The following is a 19,868-nucleotide window of genomic DNA, read 5'->3' on the forward strand; positions in this document are numbered from 1 at the left end:
TTATTTCCAAAATTTATATTGTTAGAGGCTTTCGTATAAAGTTATATTCTGATTTCGCAGAATTGTAAGGTGTGCAGACAAAAGTATTAAAACAAGCTGTAAAACGAAATATAGAGCGATTTTCAGATGATTTCATGTTTGAACTTTCAGGAAATCAGTTTGTCAACTTGAGGTCACAATTTGTGACCTCAAGTTGGGGAGGAAATAGGACGTTGCCGAATGTATTTTCCGAGCAAGGTCTAGCAATGCTATCAAGCGTTTTGAAATTGGAAAATATCTTTAAAATGATGGATTGTGATTGCTCGCAAAAAATGTAATTAAACAAGAGTATTGTTTTATAGCTCATTTTTTAGAACTTTTTAACGATATTTGTATTTACTTCAATCATCTATTATCATTATTAACGCCTCGTTGATATAAATTCTAAGCCATGAGTGCAATTCGTTTAACAGGAATGATCCTATGGTCAATCTTCAGCATTACGTCATCTATTATTGTTCGCTTTCTTACCTTTTCTACAGATAGAGGTGTTGCAATGGCTCGCACGGTGTGGTCTCCAGTGATTGTTTGGTTGGCGGGGATTAAATTTACCGTTAAAGGGTTGGAAAATATTCCCACTGATAAACGCTCGTATATCGTAATCTCCAATCATGAATCGGTAATTGATATTCCTATTTTGTGTTACACCCTGCCATTTAATGTATACTTTGTTGCTAAAAAGGAAATCAATAAAGTGCCCTTTATTGGTTGGTACATGCATGCAATGGGTATGATATTTCTAGATCGTGGCAGTAGAGAGAAATCCCTACAAAGTATGATCAGCGCAAGTTCATTGATACGTGCAGGCAAAAGTGTTATAACGTTTCCTGAAGGAACACGTTCTTTAAATGGAAAAATTGGTGCTTTCAAAAAAGGAACCTTTGTTATGGCTGAACAAGCAGGGGTGGACATTCTCCCCGTAAAAATTACAGGTGCAGGTAAGATCTGGCCTAGCCTTGGTTTCACCATTAAGCGCGGACCTGTAACGGTTTCCTTTGGGAAGCCAATCTCAACTGCTGGATTAAATAATGAAACGAGAGCGGCTTTTATTGAGCAGGTAAAAGGAGTAGTTGAAGGGCTTTAATGCGTAATGCTTAACGCTTAAAGCGGGTAGGTTCGTTTTTGTTTTTTAATAGTCATGACTTTAAGTATTTGTTATTTGTCTGAACTATGATTTCAGAAAGATGATTAAAACGATTTATATGATTCAATTCGTCTTACATTATAACCGTATATCTCATTCTAATATGTTTTTGCAACAATGTGCGTTTTTTTAATCAAATAAATTCCTTAATCCCACGAATCCCAATTCAGACAATAAACAAAGCCCGCGATCGCTCACAGGCTTTGTTGTTACTATCCAAATCAACGATTCCTTATTCAACCACAATCGTTTCCTTCCAGCTTGCACCACTAATATCCAATAACACTAAGGTGTAGGTTCCTTTTTTATTTTCGAATATGTCATTTTTAAAATTCAAGATTGCTCGGGCACCCAAAGGTAAAATCAAACTGTGTTTGCCTGGTTTTACTTTTGCTACATATTCGTTTTTAATTTGAGTAGAAGGTATTTGAGATAGTTGCGTTTGGTTTTGTTCAAACACCACTTCTTGCTGTGCATTCAATACCTGTACGCCAATTAAGAACGAACCATAGACATCTGCCCCTTCATCTCTGAATACGGTAAAAGAGAGTTCATTATTAACGATCTGTGCATTGGTGATGGTTACGTGCGGCTTAACGGATTTATTGTGTAAGGTGCCGTATACACCGCCATGAAAGTATTGATTTGTAAACAAGGTTAGTCCCAATATAAAAACAGATCCTATAAGTACCGTTTTGTTGACGATGTTTTCTCGCAAAGGCAGTATACCCGATCCTACAAATGAAAACCATTTTGTGCTAGCAAACGATTTATTGCTTCGAATGAAGTATTCATCTAAGGAATATTTTCCACCTCCTGAAAAAAAGATTGTAAAGCCTGCTGCGACACCTAAGATACCTATTTGCCATTCGTCTAAGCAGGTTGTGCCCAACCAGCCAGAACCCAGTAAAATACCCATGGCAAGACTAAATACACCGATGCTCATTAAACGGGTAAATATGCCGAGCATAAATAAAAATCCTACGACACCTTCAATGATCGTAAAGATGACCATTGCCCACCATAAACTATCTGGGTTTGATACCAAGTGTTCGATCATGGGTTTGATGCCGAGTGCATGGGGCAAGAAATGATTGAATTTCTCACCCACGTAGCCTGCAGCATCGGGGTCTAGTTTGTTTTCTAAAACGACTCTTCTCCAGAAAGCAGAGAAGTAGGTCCAGCCTGCTACCCAACGTAATGCGGTCGTATACATTCCTGCATACGAATAGGATTGATTGTTCATAATTTAATAGTTAAGATTTGATTTAATTAAATAACATGCGTAATCCTTCAACACTGTGTGTTTGAAATGTTTTATTTTAAATTAGGCACGAATCAAATGCGGTATTGTTGGTGGAATATATACATAGGAACAGCGGCTACAAAAGTACTGTTGCTACGTTGAAAAAATGTAGATTCTACACGAGGTGTTTTGTATGAAATAGTAGGAAAATAGGTATTCGGTTTTTGAAGATCTTTTTTCTGTGGCGAAACGGAATGATCGCTGTTATTTATTTGAGTAAACGTATGACAGCCGAAGGTAATATTCGGTTTTAACGCGTGTTCTGCTGCTGCAACGGGTACATTCAATAATTCTTTAAATTCTCGCTTTGCAGAACACGGTACACATACCAAAATCAGCATCATAAAGATGAGTGCGTTTTTTAATAGATGTGTTTTGTTTTTTTGCATTCGATATTATAATTGCTTGATAGTATAAGATACGGATTTTTGGGGCGGAAAGCAAGGGGAGATTGCTTTCACGCTATAGTTGCCCCCCCCCGCGATGGTTTTGTTCATTTCATAAGAGTTGCACTTGCGGGAACACCAACAACCGCGGATGTATGCTATTGTTGGTGTTTCTGCCTGAACGAATGTGCTGTTAGAGAAATATGGTTTGCGCAGAGCACCAACAATTATGGGATGTAACTAGTTAGAGGATTTGTTGTTGTTGGCCCGCGATAGTTTTGTTCATTGTATGCGATTTGTGTTGTCGGGAACACCAACAACTGCAAACAATATTCCCCATAAACAAACAAAGCCCGGAATCACTCCCAGGCTTTGTTTGTTATTTTCGTATTCTATATCCGTTTGGAATTTGTTTTTTGTTTTTTGGAATTTCAAAAACTACCCTACAATACTACCTGCACTAACAGCCGAACCGGGTTGTACAAACTTTAACTTGCCATCTGCATCTTCTGCCATTAAGATCATTCCTTGCGATACGATACCTTTGATTTCACGCGGCGCAAGGTTTGCTAATAAGGAAACTTGTTGCCCGATGATATCTTCAGGAGCGAAGTGTTCTGCGATGCCACTTACAACGGTGCGCTCGTCGATGCCCGTATTAAGAGTGAGCTTCAATAGTTTTTTTGTCTTCGCAACTTTCTCTGCTGCAATGATGGTTGCAACACGTATATCCATTTTAGCAAAGTCATCGAAGGAAACATTTTCTTTTAAAGGTTTTACTTCTGCGTTGGCAAGGATGTTTGCTTGCTTGGTGTCTTCTAATTTTTTTACCTGTGCTTCAATGGTTGCGTCTTCGATTTTTTCGAATAACAATTCTGCGGGGTTCAATGTATCACCAGCTTTTAATAAATCGATTGTGCCTGCATTGTTCCATGTGTTTGCATTCAAGTTCAACATCGTAAATAATTTCGCAGATGTAAACGGAATGAAGGGTTCAGAAACAATGGCAAGGTTCGCTGCAATCTGTAAACCGATGTGTAAAATCGTTTTTACGCGCTCTGGATTTTCTTTGTAGATTTTCCAAGGCTCGGTATCTGCCAAATATTTATTTCCCAAACGAGCCAAGTCCATCATGAAACCAAGCGCCTCACGGAAACGGTATTGTTCAATTGATGCAGCAATTTTACTCGGAAATTCTTTCAGCATTAAAATTGCCGCTTCGTCTGTTGCTTCAAGTGTTCCTAAAGCAGGGATTATGCCTTCGTAATATTTATGTGACAATACCATAGCACGGTTTACAAAGTTTCCATAAACAGCAACCAACTCATTGTTGTTGCGTGCTTGGAAGTCTCTCCATGTAAAATCATTGTCTTTTGTTTCGGGTGCATTTGCACAAAGCGCATAACGCAATACGTCTTGCTTGTCTTTGAATTCTTCCAAATACTCGTGCAACCAAACAGCCCAGTTTCTAGAAGTTGAAATTTTATCGCCTTCTAAATTCATAAACTCATTTGCAGGCACATTATCGGGTAGTATAAAACTTCCTTCGGCCTTCAACATGGCAGGGAAGATGATGCAATGGAATACGATGTTGTCCTTACCGATGAAGTGCACCAATTTGGTATCGTCTTTCTTCCAGAAATCTTCCCATGTATTTTGTTTGTGTATGGCTTTAATTTCGGAGTTCTTGAAATAATCTTTTGCTGCAGAGATGTATCCAATTGGTGCATCAAACCATACATACAATACTTTACCTTCCGCACCTGCAACAGGTACAGGTACGCCCCAATCCAAATCACGCGTTACTGCACGGGGTTGCAAGCCTTGGTCTAGCCACGATTTACACTGACCGTATACATTTGTTTTCCAATTTTTATGATCTTCTAAAATCCATTGTTTTAACCACGGTTCGTAGGTATCCAATGGTAAGAACCAATGTTTGGTTGATTTCATTACAGGCTTTTCTCCGCTAAGGGTAGAGCGTGGGTTAATCAATTCAGACGGACTTAAGGTAGATCCACATTTTTCACATTGGTCGCCGTATGCATTTTCATTGCCACACTTCGGACACGTACCTATAATGTATCTGTCTGCTAAAAATTGTTCTGCTTTGGGATCGTAATATTGTTCGCTAGTTTGTTCAATGAATTTTCCTTCGTTGTATAATTTTACAAAGAACTCCGAAGATGTTTCTGCATGTATTTTTGAAGACGTTCTAGAATAGATATCAAAAGAAATTCCCAATTCTTCAAACGATTGCTTAATCTGAATGTGATATTTATCTACTATTTGCTGTGGCGTAACACCTTCTTTTTTCGCACGAATCGTAATGGGTACACCATGTTCATCTGAACCACCAATAAATAATACATTTTCACCTTTTGAGCGTAAAAAACGCGCATAAATATCTGCCGGTACATATACACCCGCTAAATGTCCGATGTGAACAGGTCCGTTTGCATAAGGTAGGGCAGAGGTAATGGTATATCTAGAAGGCTTGTTTGTCATAATTCGTATTGGATTGAACTGCAAATATAAGAAATATCGCTAAAAGCGGAACGCTTAAGGTTTAAAGCTTTTTTTGCAATTATATTCAAAAATATATTCCCATCTCTAAAGTTTGCCGTGGCTGTGTCTTTTCGACCAACCACCATGTCTCAATCCGAACATGGATAAAATCATGGAAGCGGATAAAAAGTAACATCATTCTGTAGCATGTGGTAGGTCGAAAAGACACATCCACGGCGAGAAATTAAGTGCTTCCGTTAAGGCTGAAAGCCTTATATATCTTAGCTAGGGGCATCGCCCCTAGTCCGTATTTGTATAATGATCGCTGCTCCTAAGGCTGAAAGCCTTACTCTAAAGTTCAAATTCGATTCGTTCTTGTGAAGTGAAGGCATTGATAATACAATACCAATTTTTAAGAATTTTTCACCCTTTTAAATGAATTCTCCAACCTTTTAAATGAATTCTCCAACCTAATTCTTCCAAAATCAAATACATTTTACCTAAATGATCTATATATATTACATAATCTGTATTTTTTTATTGTTATTTTTTAGAGATTCAAAAAAGGCTATTTTAAGCTAGAAAATACCTTTTTTGGTTTAAGCCTTAAGCTTTTGGCCTTTCTAAAAAAATATTTTAGCTTCTTTTTTAAAGCTTTAAGCATGAAGCTTTTCGCATTAAACATTTTTTCCGTACTTTTGCACCTTATAAAATTCATTTATGCAGAGTATCAGAAATATAGCAATTATTGCCCACGTCGATCATGGCAAGACAACATTGGTTGATAAAATCATTCACGCTTCTAAAATATTCAGAGAGAATCAAGTATTTGAAGACTTGATTTTAGATAACAATGATCAAGAACGTGAGCGTGGTATCACAATCTTGGCTAAGAACGTTTCTATTCGTTATAAAGAACATAAAATTAACATTATTGATACACCTGGTCACGCCGATTTCGGTGGTGAGGTTGAGCGTGTATTGAAAATGGCTGATGGTGTAGTATTATTAGTAGATGCATTTGAAGGAGCTATGCCTCAAACACGTTTCGTATTAGGTAAAGCATTGGCATTGGGATTGAAACCAATTGTTATTGTTAATAAAGTAGATAAAGAAAACTGTCGTCCAGACGAAGTACACGAAGAAGTATTCGACTTAATGTTCAACTTAGGTGCTACAGAGCATCAGTTGGATTTCGTTACACTTTACGGTTCAGGCCGTGGTGGTTGGATGAACACAGATTGGAAAGTTAAAACAGACAACATTATTCCTTTGTTGGATGCAATTGTTGAGCATATTCCACCTGCACCAGTGCATACAGGTATTCCTCAAATGCAGATCACTTCTTTAGATTACTCAACATTCACTGGTCGTATTGCGATTGGTCGTGTATTTAGAGGTGAATTGAAAGAAGGTGCTCAATATTCATTAACAAAAGCAGACGGTTCTATCAAAAAAGTAAAAATCAAAGAACTTCATACATTCGAAGGCTTAGGTAGAGTACGTGTTGAAAGCGTTTTAGCAGGTGATATTTGTGCTGTAGTTGGTATTGAAGATTTCGAAATTGGTGATACAATTACCGATCTTGAAAATCCGGAAGAACTTCCACGTATAGCTGTTGATGAGCCTACAATGAGTATGCTTTTCACAATTAACAACTCTCCATTCTTTGGTAAAGAAGGTAAATTAGTAACATCTCGCCATATCAGAGATCGTCTGAACAAAGAATTAGAGAAAAACTTAGCATTACGTATTCAACCAGGTGAGTCTGAAGATAAATTCTTAGTATTCGGTCGTGGTATTCTTCACTTGTCTGTATTGATTGAGACAATGAGAAGAGAAGGATATGAATTACAAGTGGGTCAACCACAAGTATTATATAAAGAAATTGATGGCAAACGTTGCGAACCAGTAGAAGTATTGGTTGTTGACGTTCCGCAAGAAACTTCTGGTAAAGTAATTGAATTAGCAACACAACGTAAAGGTGAGTTGTTGATTATGGAGCCAAAAGGTGACTTACAACACTTAGAATTTAAAATACCTTCTCGTGGTATTATTGGTTTACGTACAAACGTATTGACTGCAACATTCGGTGAAGCAATCATGACGCACCGTTTAGACGGTTACGAGCCATACAAAGGTGCTATTGCAGAACGTTCAAGCGGATCTATTATCTCTATGGATAGTGGTGATGTTACAGCGTATGCATTGGATAAATTACAAGATCGTGGTAAATTCTTTATCGAACCAGGTGATGTTATTTACCAAGGTATGGTTATTGGCGAGCACAACCGTCAGAACGATATCACGGTAAACGTTCAGCGTGAGAAAAAATTGACCAACATGCGTGCATCTGGTACAGATGATAACGCTAAGATTGCTCCAAAAATCAACTTCTCTTTAGAAGAAATGATGGAATACATTCAGAAGGATGAATACATCGAGGTTACGCCTAAGTCTTTACGTATGCGTAAAATTCTTCTTGACGAAAGTGAACGTTTGAGAAATACGAAAAAAGAAACAGTTTAATCTGTTTGTAACATATCAAAAAGCCTCTATTCAGAAATGGATAGAGGCTTTTTATTTGCTTTATTTTTCAATTGCATTTGAATAGCAAATAATATTAAATATCTTAACAATTGTTAATGTAACGTATAAAACTCGAAGTGTATTTTAGCCTATGAGATCATATATCTTTTCTGTCTTAGTAATGATTTGTTCGTGTTTTAATTCTTTGGCCTATTTAGATGGTGAAAAAGTCCATTTGGTTCATCGAACTACTCTTTCAGGCGATATGAAAGATCAAATAATACCTAAAGGGAATGTATTTCTATTCCATAGTAATGCGCATATATTAGAGAATTTAGACAGCTTATGGAAGGCTACAGATAGTATTGAGTATCTATCGGATTATGGCGTGGTATTGATGTACCAAGAAAAATACCAAGATGCTAAAACCGTGTTTTTAACAGTTGAGAAAAGCAGGCCAAATAGTTATTTAACAGCAAGTCATTTGAGTTCTGTTTACGAGCTGATGGGTGATAATAGCGCTGCACTTCTTTGGGTTCAGAAAGCAATACACCTTAACCCATTATTAAACGATAGCTCGGAGTGGCTACACGTTAAAATTCTTGAAGCAAAAATGAACGGAGCGCGTTGTTTTAATTCCGATTTTTTATTGGGTGTAAATTTTGGAAGAGATTCGTTGCCTGTATCTTCGTTTTCACAGCCAGAATTAATGCGCCTACGCAAAAGTGTTTTTTTGCAGCTCAATGAACAATTGACATTCATTCAGCCAAAAGACAAAATCGTAGCGCAGCTTTTATTTGATTTAGCGAACCTATCTTTATTGACAGGTGCTGATATATATGCGGTGAATGATGTGTATAGTATGGCAAAAAGTTATGGATATGATGGGTCATTATTTGATAAGAGAAGCAGCTATGCAAAGAATTTGAGTCTTAAAATAAACCGCGGTCAGTTTTCTAAATCAAATAAAAATGAGAAAGCAAAAAGTACGAGTATGAAGACACCCTTGATGATAATTCTAGGTGTTTGCTTTTTACTATTTCCTGTTTTTGCATTTTTATACTTATATAAAAGAATGAAAAGTTAGTACAGTGCATGTTATTATAATTAGTAAAATATATTTTTGATTTAGTTTTATCTAAATTATTGTTCTGTCTCATTTTGAATGAATAAAATCTCAATGATTTATCATTCTAATTGGTAAAAATAAATTCATATTTTGAATTCAAGCGATGTTTGAACACTATTTTATAAGGAATACGAACAGTAAACTTGTTTATTATTTTTATGATACTGGTTGTAAAGAGACCTTATTTTTATTCCACGGTTTTGGTCAAAGCAACGTAGTATTTCAGCCCTATTTAGCCTCATTTGCTTCGCATTTCAATATTATTGTTATTGATTTATTTTTTCATGGCGAAAGTATTGTTGATTCAAACACAAAAGATTTTATTTCAATCTCAGAATGGAATAGCCTCTTTCAATCAATTTTAGAAAAACATTCTATACAATCCTTTTCATGTATAGCGTATAGTATTGGCGCGCGTTTTGTAAATACCTTACTAGAAAAACAAGCAAGACAACTAAAACGAATTGTATTTATCGCTCCCGATGGTTTTGGTAATACTGTTTGGTTTCGATTGGCAACATCAACAAAGTTTACGCGATATCTATTTAAAAAATCAATGGAAGATCCGTCTATTATTTTGTTGATATTGAATGTGTTTTCATTTTTCAATTTATACAATCGACAGACGATACGATTTATAAAACGAAATTTAGAATCTCTAGATCACAGACAAAAAATCTATTATACGTGGACGTATTTTAGAAATTTAAAAATCAAGAAAAGTGATTTTGTAAAAAGCATTACCGAACATGCTATTTTATTTCTCTGTATATGTGGTACACAAGATGAAATGGTGGCTCAAGATGTTCTCAAAGAAATGTGTATGGCAACCTCCTCGAAATTTGTTATTATTGATTTGCCGCATAAAAAAATGCTTGAGGCAATTCAACTTCAAGCAGTGAACGATTTTTTAATTTTCGATCGGCAATAAGTATACATCTCGAATGAACGCTTGCTTGTCTTTCCAAGATATTTCATACCAGACACCCTCTTTTTTTATAATACGAACGCGATGTCCTGCATCTACACGTTCTATTTCGGCTGCACCAGGAGAGGGGCCTTCCATGATTAAACAATCGTTATTAATAATACCCATTAAGGGAGTGATATCATAATTATTCAAATAAAAGGCAGCTCCTAATAAGATTAAGAATAAGAGTGGACGAATACCCAATCCAACCGCTTTTCTTTTCCTGATATATAAATACACAATGAAAGGAAAGCCAATGGCACTAATTGAAAAGATTATGTAGTAATAATATTGTTTATAGATGGATATGAGATATTGTAAATCGGTATAACCATAACCAATTAAATTATATTGATTGCCCATGTCTTCCATTTTTTGAATCACGCGACCATCTGGATAGTAGGAATACATTACGTTTAAATAATATAAGGCCATTACATATTGTTCGTTCGCTTCTTCAATCATAGCCATTCTGGCTAGCATTTGTTGCGAAAAAGCTTTATCATTTTCAAAAGCTTTTTTGTAATTATTAAGGCAAGCTTGGTAATCTTTTTTTTCGAACAGCGAATCGCCGCGTATTATATTGCTGTTATTAAGTGAATTAGCAGACGTGTTGAAAACTATAGATATAAAAATCAATAATAGGAGGAATATTTTAGGAGTATGTCTTGTCATTTTCAGGATTCTCACGTACTTTTGCATTCGCAATTACGGAAAAATAATTCGTAAAAGCACAACGATTCTGTAGCTCAGCCGGTAGAGCATAACACTTTTAATGTTAGGGTCCTGGGTTCGAATCCCAGCGGGATCACAGAAAAAAGGCTTCAATCAAACGATTGAGGCCTTTTTTATTTAAAAAAGAAAGACGAGCTAGATGGATCATTGTGAACGAAGTTGCACAATGAATTGTATAGTAAAGGCTTCTATAGTAGTTGAGTTGTAAGGTTGAGTATTTCTCATTAGGGCTATTTAGTAGGTTACATTTATGCAAATAGGTACGGTAGAAATCATTTCCAATAGTATTGTCTTCATTACAATCCTCGATTTTATTTTTGATACATTTCTATCAGAAAGTATAGTTTCATCTATTCGAAAAATGATTCGTAAAACGGACAATGTTTCAGCATTTATTAAATCACAAAAAAGAGTCACTTTTTTTAGTATTCTTTGTAAGCTACTATCCTTGTCGTTACTTATATTTTCAGTATTATTTTTACATTTAGCATGGCCCGAATTAATACTCCATATGCTCGCCATTAGCATATTTATAGCCAATATTACGGGTTTGGTTACTAAGGCGATCCATTAATTAAATTTCATAAATTATTTTTAAGGAAAATAGGCTTGAATCATTTCTACAATCTGTTGCAGCTCTGAAATCAATATTTAGGTAGTAAGAGTATGAAACGGTTTTTCAATGGATCAGTAGTTATTTGGTTGGCAGACCCTCTTTAAAAATAATTTCTTAGTCTTTTTATGCTTTGTAGATAAAATATTTAATTTTTTTTTGAGACTATTTTTTTGCTAAATGGCTATATTTCAATTAAAATGGATGATTAGTGTTTTACATCTGCTTATAATCGATACATTCTTATTAGGTGAAAGTTTGTTTATATATTAAAAAATGCTACTTTTGCAATCTCAATTATCGAAAGCAATGACGGTAATTCAGAATGATTCTGTAGCTCAGCCGGTAGAGCATAACACTTTTAATGTTAGGGTCCTGGGTTCGAATCCCAGCGGGATCACAGAAAAAAGGTTGTAGTCGAATAGACTGCAACCTTTTTCTTTTTTTAGCTGTTTTCATGTGACATACAATAATCGAAATTTCATTTTATATCTATCTATGAATGTTTTCATGAAAACCACTTTGGGCTTACTCTTATTCATATATTGCAATCTGGTGCTTATGGCGCAAGAGAAGCCCTATTTAGGAGCAGAAATACGTAGTGTTGAAACATTCCTGTATGGGAAGTTCGAAGTGCGTATGAAGCCCACTGAAGCAAGCGGAATGATCTATTCATTTTTCACCTTTTACGACGAACCAGATTTTGAAAGTAAATGGAATGAAGTAGATATAGAAATATTGGGTCGTTACTCGAACGAAATTCAGTTTAATGCAATTGTTGGAAATCACCAGATGTTTGAAAAGCGCTATGTATTGCCTTTTAATCCGCACGAGGAGTATCATACTTATGCATTCACTTGGACGCCGCAATACATTGCATGGAGTATAGATGGGGTAGAAGTTTATAGACAAACAGGCGAGCATATTGCAAAAATGAATCGTGCTCAAAAAATTATGATGAATGTTTGGCCAAGTAGTTCTGTTGCTTGGGCAGGTAAAATTGACCCATCTAAATTTCCTTTAGAAGGAAGCTATGATTATGTATCCTATTATGCCTATCAGCCCAAAGGTTTAGATACGTTTAAATTGAAGTGGACAGATCCATTCGATCAGTTGGATTTTGGTCGTTGGCAATTGGCTACACATACCTTTGACACCAATGAATGTGTATTCACGCCCGATAATGCTGTAGTTAAAGATGGTTTTTTACAGTTGAAAATTACAAAACCCGAAGATGAAGAGGTTGTTGTTATTCCAGATGTGTTTATTGAATCTGCTAAAGTAGTTGCCAATACATCCAAAAAATATGCAAATTATATACCTGTAAAAGTGCAGTTTTATAGTCCTTTAAACAAAATGTATGTTAAGTCCGATTTCTTCAAGGTGACCGAAGGCACGGTGATGCATACGTATTTTGATGTTGATCGAACCTATGTTATTTTGTACGTAGATGGATTGGATATACGAAAAATAAAAAAGCAATACGTACTTTATATACCAACGATAACGGGTGCTGAAAAATATACCCAAGAAATTAGTATCAAATAAGCAGTCTTCGAGTTATCAGTGAAAGTTTTTTTATATCTTTGAGCACAATTCATTGCTCACATGGTGAAATTGGTAGACATGCCATCTTGAGGGGGTGGTGCCTTAAGTGGTGTGGGGGTTCGAATCCCCCTGTGAGCACAATAAATAAATGTAACTGCTTCGTAATAAGATTTTATACACTCCATTAATTGGGTTTGTGCAACGTTTGTGATAGAGTCGTTCTATAAAAAATAAAATACTCCGTTCGTGCAAAGCAGTTTTTTTATACTTCATACACTCGCAGAGCGCTTTAATCAAGAGTTGGAGCGCGCAATTTTTTCGGAATGTTTCTCTCCGCAAGCAGATGAGTTGTGTTTGGTTTTTAAAAAAGAAGATCAATCTCTCTTTTATGTAAAAGTAATTTTGAAAGATTCCTTTCAGTGTATTTCTGCACCTGAAGAAATTACGAAGCCCAAGCACAATGTACACCCATATTTTACAGAAGCAAATGGATTAGCCGTACAACGGATTTATGCAGGCTCGAACGATCGCAGTATTGTTATTGAATTAATAGATGGTACCAGCATTTTATTTAAGATGTATGCCAACCGATCCAATGTATTATTGATTGGTGAAACGGGTGTATTGGAAATTGTTAAAAAAGTGCACGCACGCGATTATGAATTTTTACTATCTGCAATACATAAGACGATACATTTCAACCCCGAACAATCGATAGATGCAATGCTGAAGCCCATGTATTTGGCGCCATCGGTACAAGCCTATATTCGAGAACAGGTTGGTGACATTATTGGTGTAGATGCTGCAAAAAAGATGCAGGGTATATACAATCGGTTTGCCTTAGCTGAACAGTATTATATTCAACTTGAAAATCAACAAGTATCTTTTTGTCTTTGGCAGAATGAATACACCATTTATTCTTCGGAAGATATATTGGATGCCTTGAATAAATTTTCACAATTCTATTTTAGATATAATCTATTTCAGGAACGCAGGTTGAAATTACAAACGCAACTGATTAAAAAAATAGACGCAGCTGAAAAGTACATTAAAAAGACAAGCGAGCAATTGGTCCTTTTGTATGAGTTAATGCCTCCCAATGAAATAGCAGATATTATTATGGCGAATCTGCATGATTGGCCTGCTGGACAGAAGGAACGGGAGCTATTTGATTTTTATCGAAATAAAAATATTGTCGTTCAATTAAAGGAAAGACTCTCTCCTCAAAAAATGGCAGAGCAGTTATATAAGAAATCGAAAAATAGACACAAACAATTCAAACAACTTGAATTAATTGTAGAAGAACGCAAACAAAAGCAAGTTGGGTATCAAGAAGATTTGGATGCATTGAATGTAATTTCAGAATACAAGCAATTACAAGTACTTGAACTGAAATATCAAAAGGAAGAGAAAGCGGTCGAACAGATTTTTCCCTTCAAACGATATAACGTAAATGGGTTTGAAATTTGGGTTGGTAGAAATGCTGCTAATAATGAATTGCTGACCTTGAAGTATGCGCATAAAGACGATCTGTGGCTACATGCACGCAATGTTCCGGGTTCGCATGTGATTATCAAGTATCAGTCTAATAAATCTTTTCCGCAAGATGTGATAGAAAAAGCTGCTGCCTTATCTGCATATTATTCTACCTTAAAAAACGATAGCTTATGTCCTGTATCGTACACGCAAAAGAAATTTGTTCGGAAATTTAAAGGCGGCGCATTGGGTTCTATGAAAATGGAGCGCGAAGAGGTGATTATGGTTGTGCCTCAAGATATGAAAGAGGCGGAAGGTTTGAAACGTAAATAAATTAATTTATTGATTAAACTATTGGTGGTATATAAAGCTTGGTAAAAACTATTTTATGAATAATTAAGTCAAATTAATTATGATAATTTTTTTAGAAAAGTAGTTTAGCATCTATTTTTATTTATATGAGAATTCTTACAAAGCACTTAGTAGATTAATTTTTATAATTAATAGGCAGTTGGATTATAAATTCAGAACCTATATAACGTTGGGTATATAAATTAATGGATCCATGATGATCATTAATAATAGAGAATGTAATCGACATTCCTAATCCTGTGCCTTTTCCAATAGGCTTTGTCGTAAAAAACGGGCCAAATATTTTTATTCTTACATCATCTGACATTCCAATTCCATTATCTTTAATACTAATTCTTACAAATTGCTCATCAAATGAACTAGTAATTTCTAATTTACCTTTTTCAACTCTTTGTGTATTTTCTTTTATTGCATAAATGCCATTAGTTAAAATATTCATAAAAACTTGATTTAATTTTCCAGGGAAGCATTCAATTTTAGGTAGGTTAGCATAGTTTTTAACGAGTTCAATAGATCCGTTTATTTCAGGATTCAATAACGTTAATGTTGCTTCTATACCTTCAGTAATATCTGTTCTCTTTAAATCATTTTCGTCTAATCGTGAGAATATTCTCAGTCCTTTTACAATATTTGCAGTGCGCATAGCGCCATCCTCAATCCCTTTAATCATATGGCTTATTTCTTGTTTCAAGTAGTCGTATTCAATTTCTTCTCTATATTTTTTAACTTCAATAATTTTTTCACTTGAATCATCATCTCCAACATTAATGGTATCGTAGCGATTGATTAATTCATATATTTCTTCAATATCCCTTTTCAAAGGTTTAACATTTGAAACTACAAAATTGATTGGGTTATTTATTTCGTGCGCAATACCAGCAGTTAATTGTCCAAGAGATGCCATTTTTTCAGAATTAACCAACTGAGATTGTGTATGTCTTAATTCTGATAAAGTAGTAGATAATTCCCCGTTTATGTCTTGTAGTTTTTTTGTCCGTTCTTCTACTTTATTTTCTAACACAATATTTTGGTTTCGTACGATCAATTCAGTTTGTAATAACGCATCTAATGCTTGCGTTTGAAATTCTTCCTTTTCTTTTTTTAAGATATTAATTCTGTCTGCTAAAGCAAAGGAAAGCAAAATTACTTCTATTGCAGAGCCTGCAGGCATCATATAACAGGTAAAATTATTATATGGTAACACTGCAAAATCTTTTAGAATAAATACAAATACTCCTATTAAAAGTATTGACCAAGCTAACAGAAAAAATCGTGCAGGTTTATAACCTTGTTTATTAATTTTGATACCAATAAATAGCAGATATATAGCAAGTAGCATTGAATCTATTTGCATCAACTGAAAACTTAGATTATGGAAATTGAAAAATAATAATATTATACAAATAAAGAATACAGACATAAAAACATTTAAGAGCAGGTCAAGTTTAGGTATATATTTTTTTGTTTGTAAAAAATTCCTCAAAAAAGGAATTGCAGATATGCTCGTTAGAGAAGTGAGTAAATAAACACTCATGCGGGCAATCTTAGGAGAATTTGGCCATAAATATTCATAGGTATACCCATGAATTGAAAGTTGTGAAAGCCCTACTAGGATTATATATGTAACGTATAAAAGATACGTTTTATCTTTTACTGTTAGGTAAATAAAAAAGTTATACAATACCATAACGATAATGATTCCGACATAAATGCCAAAAATCGTATTTTTTGAAGCGATAGATTCGTATATAAATTGGGCTTTTCCTATTGAAATTGGAATCATAATCTGATCCCCACTTTTAACCATTATATAATATGTATTGGTTTGTTCAGGAGCAATATTAAGATCGAAAATATAATTTGTGCATTGATATTTTCGGTTTTGAAAAGGTATATGTATACCTGATTTAATCTTTTCAATTTTTCCAGTACTATTAACAATGTAAAATTCTATTTCATTGATGGTAGGTTGAGCTAATTCCAAAAGCAAGTCGCTATTTGATGAAGCATTTTTAATTTTAAACTTTATCCAGAAGTTTGATGATGTTACACCACAATTGGGGATTTTCTGTGTACAGCCTTTAAATTGCTTTTGAGCAATTTGTGAAAAATTAAGAATCCCAGATTTATCTTCTAAAATATCAAAGTACTTTTCTCCATTTATCCGTATAGTTTTTATACTATCATAAAATACGAACGTTTTATCAGGATTTTCTGCTTTTAATTTAATTGAACATAGAGCAATTGAAATAAATAATAAAAATATTGTCAAACGATTACTCATAAATTCTTATTTTTAATATACCTACCTGGTGCTAAAATATTTTTAGGGTCAAGGCTTTTTTTAATTTTTTGTAAAAAATAATCATAATTATTATCATTATGTGGTTCAATCATCGATAAAGTTGATTCTCTATAAAAATGAAAGCCTGCTTCGTTTAGTGTTTTTCTCAATTCTTTGTAACAGTTAATAGCCTTTTCATCTTCGTCCTTTACTTCTCTATCCCAAGAAATAGAAGCAATAATATGTATGCACCGTTCGGACATGCATTGGAGTGAAATAGCAGGATCAAATCCATATTTTTCAACTATAGATTCAATCGTATTAATTGCTTTATTTAAATAAACGCTTTGGAATGGAACTATAGGGCTAAACCATAATAGTCCACATCCATCTTTATCTGGATCTAATAGTAAAGGAATCTCTCCCTTTTTTTTCCAATAACATTGATGAATAGCATTATCACTTGGAATGCCTAAATATTTTTTTATAAGAAAATTTTTTACGAGATCTTCATCTTGATTTTCAGTATTAACTGTATCCTTATCTTCGTTCAATAACAGTAGCATTTCATTTTTAGAAAATTCATATACTACAAGCTTTTCTATAAAAGGGGCAATAGTCTTTTTAATAAAATTAGTCTGCATATCAGCATGTTCTTTATCTATGCCTCTAACAGATATTTCACCGTTCCATAGCCCCACATCAATAACTGCGTTGGCTTCTTTTTTTATTAGTTCAATTTTGTTTATTGCTTTTGTTTTTGAAATAGCATCACTATGTTCCCAAGGATATTTGCCTACAGTAGCAATTATTCGATGGAAATTAAATAATGAAACGGTAGGTCTAACAAGCCCCTTCATCATTAATTTTTGTAATGAATCTGTAAAAAATGAAAATTTATCTAGATCGTTGATTTGATAAAATAATAATTGAAAATAATCTGGGCAAGGCATCAACCAAAGTGTCAATTCGGTAACAATGCCTAAATTAGATTGAGTGAATAGTCCATCGGTGTATGGGCCTACGCCCCATTTATATACATTAGCAGAGACAGCATTTGATTTATTTCCAAATCCGGTTGTTATAAATTCACCAGTTGGTAAAAGTACCTCAAAGCAACACGCATTTGAAAGTCTATCAGCATACAATCCAGTGCCGATTCCTCGCTCCATTATATTCCCAACAATACTTGAATCTTTACTACTACTTGTAATACTTATAAGAAGTTCAGAGTTTTTCTTTCTGAGAAAAGAAAATAATTGGCTATATGTTACACCAGGCTCAATTTTAACATACCCTAACGTTTCATTGTAATCATTAATAGCAGTTAGATGGGCTAGATCAAAAACAATTGATTGGTCCCAAACAGGGACTCTTGATCCATATCCCCAATTTTTTCCACCGCTAATGATATAGACTGAAACTTCATATTCATTGGCTAGTACAATGCATTTTTGCAATTCAAATTTATCTCTGGGTTTAACAACACAATTGATTTTTTGATTGGTTGAATAAGTTGCAGTTTCAATTTCAGATAGATACACTTCACTACTTATTACATTATTGAGGCCAACAATTGTAGCAAGTGCTTCTAACAACATTTTTGAATCACGCATTTTTTTCATTTATGAGGAATAACTAAATCAAATTCAATTTTCATTTCTCCTTTAGCTGAATCTTGTATAGTTGTTTGACGTGGATTTAATCTTAAATCAAATATGCATTCGCGCTCAAATGGATCTGCTGAAGATAATTGTACAACATCTTTTAAAATAACTGCGGTAGCTAAAAGGTCTTCTTTGGGGTAATAAAATAGTCCTTCATTTCCAAGGCTGGTTTCAACTTTAAAACCAACTTGCATGCAATTTTTCACTGTAGAAGGCGCACATAAAGCAAAAAGTGAATTTAAATTCAAAAATTTAGCTATTGCAACTCCAACTCTGCCTAAATAAATACTTCCTAATCCATAACCAGCAACTTCTCTTGAATTCCACAAGCCACATAGTTCACCCGTACCACCATTTTCAGCAAGTCTATTTACTAATTCATGTATAGAGCTATCAAATTCTTCAACTGCAGTTTCAATAGGTAGAGGGAAGGTGCTATTAGCAATTTGTATGCGTGCACCTCCATATACTTTTACACCATCTTCTGATTCTGCTATAATTACATAGGTATTCGGATCATAAAACCATTCAATATTTGCCGAAGTAATCATCGTAATACCAAATATTTTTAAAACCCTTACATGTCCCTCAAGGTATTTTTGACAAGATTCAATATCATCAATAGCTCTAAATACTCTAATTTTAATCATTTTAGATTAAATTGATACTGTTATGTATATATAAGTTATTAATCATTAGCTTATTAAGATATTTTAAGCATAATTAATTCAATAATTTGAGACAATAAATTAGAAAAGTAAAGATTTTATTTTAATCCGTGTAAACTTTTGCTTAACCATTAAATTATCTAATAATTCCATCTAAAAATAGTATGTAAGTTATTGTTATTGAATTTATTATTTATTTTATTAATATCTTTTTGTTAAAGTAGAAGTAATATAGTCTTATACGTTAAATAGTAGCCTTTTTGTTATCTAGCATAAAATATTCTCCCTAAATTAAATATCATTTTTAATAAGGACCTATCATTTATTATTTAATTTCGTACAAAGAATACTAATAGGTTAATTTATTGAAAGCTATGGTGGATAAAAAAATTAAGGTTCTGTATATTGATGACGAAATCAATAATTTGGTAGCATTTAAAGCAAATTTCAGAAAATTGTATGATGTGCATACTGCAGAATCAGCTGCTGAGGGT

At 34.2% G+C, this 19,868-nt stretch carries 14 protein-coding genes and 3 tRNA genes; 10 read left to right on the top strand and 7 right to left on the bottom strand.

Going from position 1 to position 19,868, the window contains the following annotated elements:
• Positions 1-71 precede the first annotated feature (71 nt).
• The gene (locus Q0543_RS17010) at positions 72-317 is read left to right on the top strand and encodes an ORF6N domain-containing protein (protein WP_366799904.1); all 246 of its coding nucleotides are present in this window, start codon (positions 72-74) and stop codon (positions 315-317) included.
• A gap of 113 nt (positions 318-430) precedes the next feature.
• Positions 431-1,123, top strand: a complete 693-nt coding sequence (locus Q0543_RS00655; RefSeq protein ID WP_299247633.1) for a lysophospholipid acyltransferase family protein — start codon at positions 431-433, stop codon at positions 1,121-1,123.
• Between the two features lie 292 nt (positions 1,124-1,415).
• Here Q0543_RS00655 and Q0543_RS00660 read toward each other — a convergent pair whose 3' ends face one another.
• The 3 genes from Q0543_RS00660 to metG form a co-directional block, all read right to left on the bottom strand.
• Entirely contained in the window at positions 1,416-2,429 is a 1,014-nt protein-coding gene (locus Q0543_RS00660) for a TQO small subunit DoxD (protein ID WP_299247636.1), read from the bottom strand.
• Positions 2,430-2,521: 92 nt separating this feature from the next.
• Positions 2,522-2,878 (bottom strand): hypothetical protein, encoded by a 357-nt coding sequence (locus Q0543_RS00665; protein WP_299247640.1) that lies wholly within the window; start codon positions 2,876-2,878, stop codon positions 2,522-2,524.
• 435 nt (positions 2,879-3,313) lie between these two features.
• A complete protein-coding gene (metG, locus tag Q0543_RS00670; RefSeq protein WP_299247643.1) occupies positions 3,314-5,407 on the bottom strand; it encodes a methionine--tRNA ligase in 2,094 nt (697 codons plus the stop codon).
• Between the two features lie 696 nt (positions 5,408-6,103).
• Here metG and typA point away from each other — a divergent pair.
• From typA to Q0543_RS00685, 3 genes are all read left to right on the top strand, one after another.
• Positions 6,104-7,912 (top strand): translational GTPase TypA, encoded by a 1,809-nt coding sequence (gene typA / locus Q0543_RS00675; RefSeq protein ID WP_299247646.1) that lies wholly within the window; start codon positions 6,104-6,106, stop codon positions 7,910-7,912.
• 151 nt (positions 7,913-8,063) lie between these two features.
• Positions 8,064-8,999, top strand: a complete 936-nt coding sequence (locus Q0543_RS00680; RefSeq protein WP_299247649.1) for a hypothetical protein — start codon at positions 8,064-8,066, stop codon at positions 8,997-8,999.
• A 145-nt stretch (positions 9,000-9,144) separates the two neighbouring features.
• On the top strand, positions 9,145-9,972 hold the full coding sequence (locus Q0543_RS00685; protein WP_299247652.1) for an alpha/beta hydrolase: 828 nt from the start codon (positions 9,145-9,147) through the stop codon (positions 9,970-9,972).
• Here the strand turns inward: Q0543_RS00685 and Q0543_RS00690 are convergent.
• Positions 9,952-10,476 carry an SH3 domain-containing protein gene (locus tag Q0543_RS00690; protein ID WP_299247655.1) on the bottom strand — a complete coding sequence of 175 codons (525 nt, stop codon included), beginning with the start codon at positions 10,474-10,476 and terminating at the stop codon, positions 9,952-9,954. The two genes, Q0543_RS00685 and Q0543_RS00690, sit on opposite strands and share 21 nt — an antisense overlap.
• Before the next feature lie 273 nt (positions 10,477-10,749).
• Here Q0543_RS00690 and Q0543_RS00695 point away from each other — a divergent pair.
• The 5 genes from Q0543_RS00695 (at position 10,750) to Q0543_RS00715 (ending at position 14,716) form a co-directional block, all read left to right on the top strand.
• Positions 10,750-10,822, top strand: a tRNA-Lys gene (locus tag Q0543_RS00695).
• Between the two features lie 864 nt (positions 10,823-11,686).
• A tRNA-Lys gene (locus Q0543_RS00700) sits at positions 11,687-11,759 on the top strand.
• 110 nt (positions 11,760-11,869) lie between these two features.
• Complete coding sequence (locus Q0543_RS00705; protein WP_299247658.1) at positions 11,870-12,907, top strand: family 16 glycosylhydrolase; 1,038 nt, start codon at positions 11,870-11,872, stop codon at positions 12,905-12,907.
• A 54-nt stretch (positions 12,908-12,961) separates the two neighbouring features.
• A tRNA-Leu gene (locus Q0543_RS00710) sits at positions 12,962-13,045 on the top strand.
• A 108-nt stretch (positions 13,046-13,153) separates the two neighbouring features.
• The gene (locus Q0543_RS00715; RefSeq protein WP_299247661.1) at positions 13,154-14,716 is read left to right on the top strand and encodes an NFACT RNA binding domain-containing protein; all 1,563 of its coding nucleotides are present in this window, start codon (positions 13,154-13,156) and stop codon (positions 14,714-14,716) included.
• Positions 14,717-14,870: 154 nt separating this feature from the next.
• Here Q0543_RS00715 and Q0543_RS00720 read toward each other — a convergent pair whose 3' ends face one another.
• The 3 genes from Q0543_RS00720 to Q0543_RS00730 are packed head-to-tail and all read right to left on the bottom strand — an operon-like array spanning position 14,871 to position 19,356.
• On the bottom strand, positions 14,871-17,027 hold the full coding sequence (locus Q0543_RS00720; RefSeq protein WP_299247664.1) for a 7TM diverse intracellular signaling domain-containing protein: 2,157 nt from the start codon (positions 17,025-17,027) through the stop codon (positions 14,871-14,873).
• 8 nt (positions 17,028-17,035) lie between these two features.
• Positions 17,036-18,655, bottom strand: a complete 1,620-nt coding sequence (locus tag Q0543_RS00725) for an FAD-binding protein (protein WP_299247666.1) — start codon at positions 18,653-18,655, stop codon at positions 17,036-17,038.
• Positions 18,656-18,660: 5 nt separating this feature from the next.
• On the bottom strand, positions 18,661-19,356 hold the full coding sequence (locus Q0543_RS00730; RefSeq protein ID WP_299247669.1) for a hypothetical protein: 696 nt from the start codon (positions 19,354-19,356) through the stop codon (positions 18,661-18,663).
• Positions 19,357-19,868 lie beyond the last annotated feature (512 nt).

The organism is uncultured Cytophaga sp. (genome assembly GCF_937863595.1).
Taxonomy (GTDB): Bacteria; Bacteroidota; Bacteroidia; order Cytophagales; family Cytophagaceae; genus Cytophaga.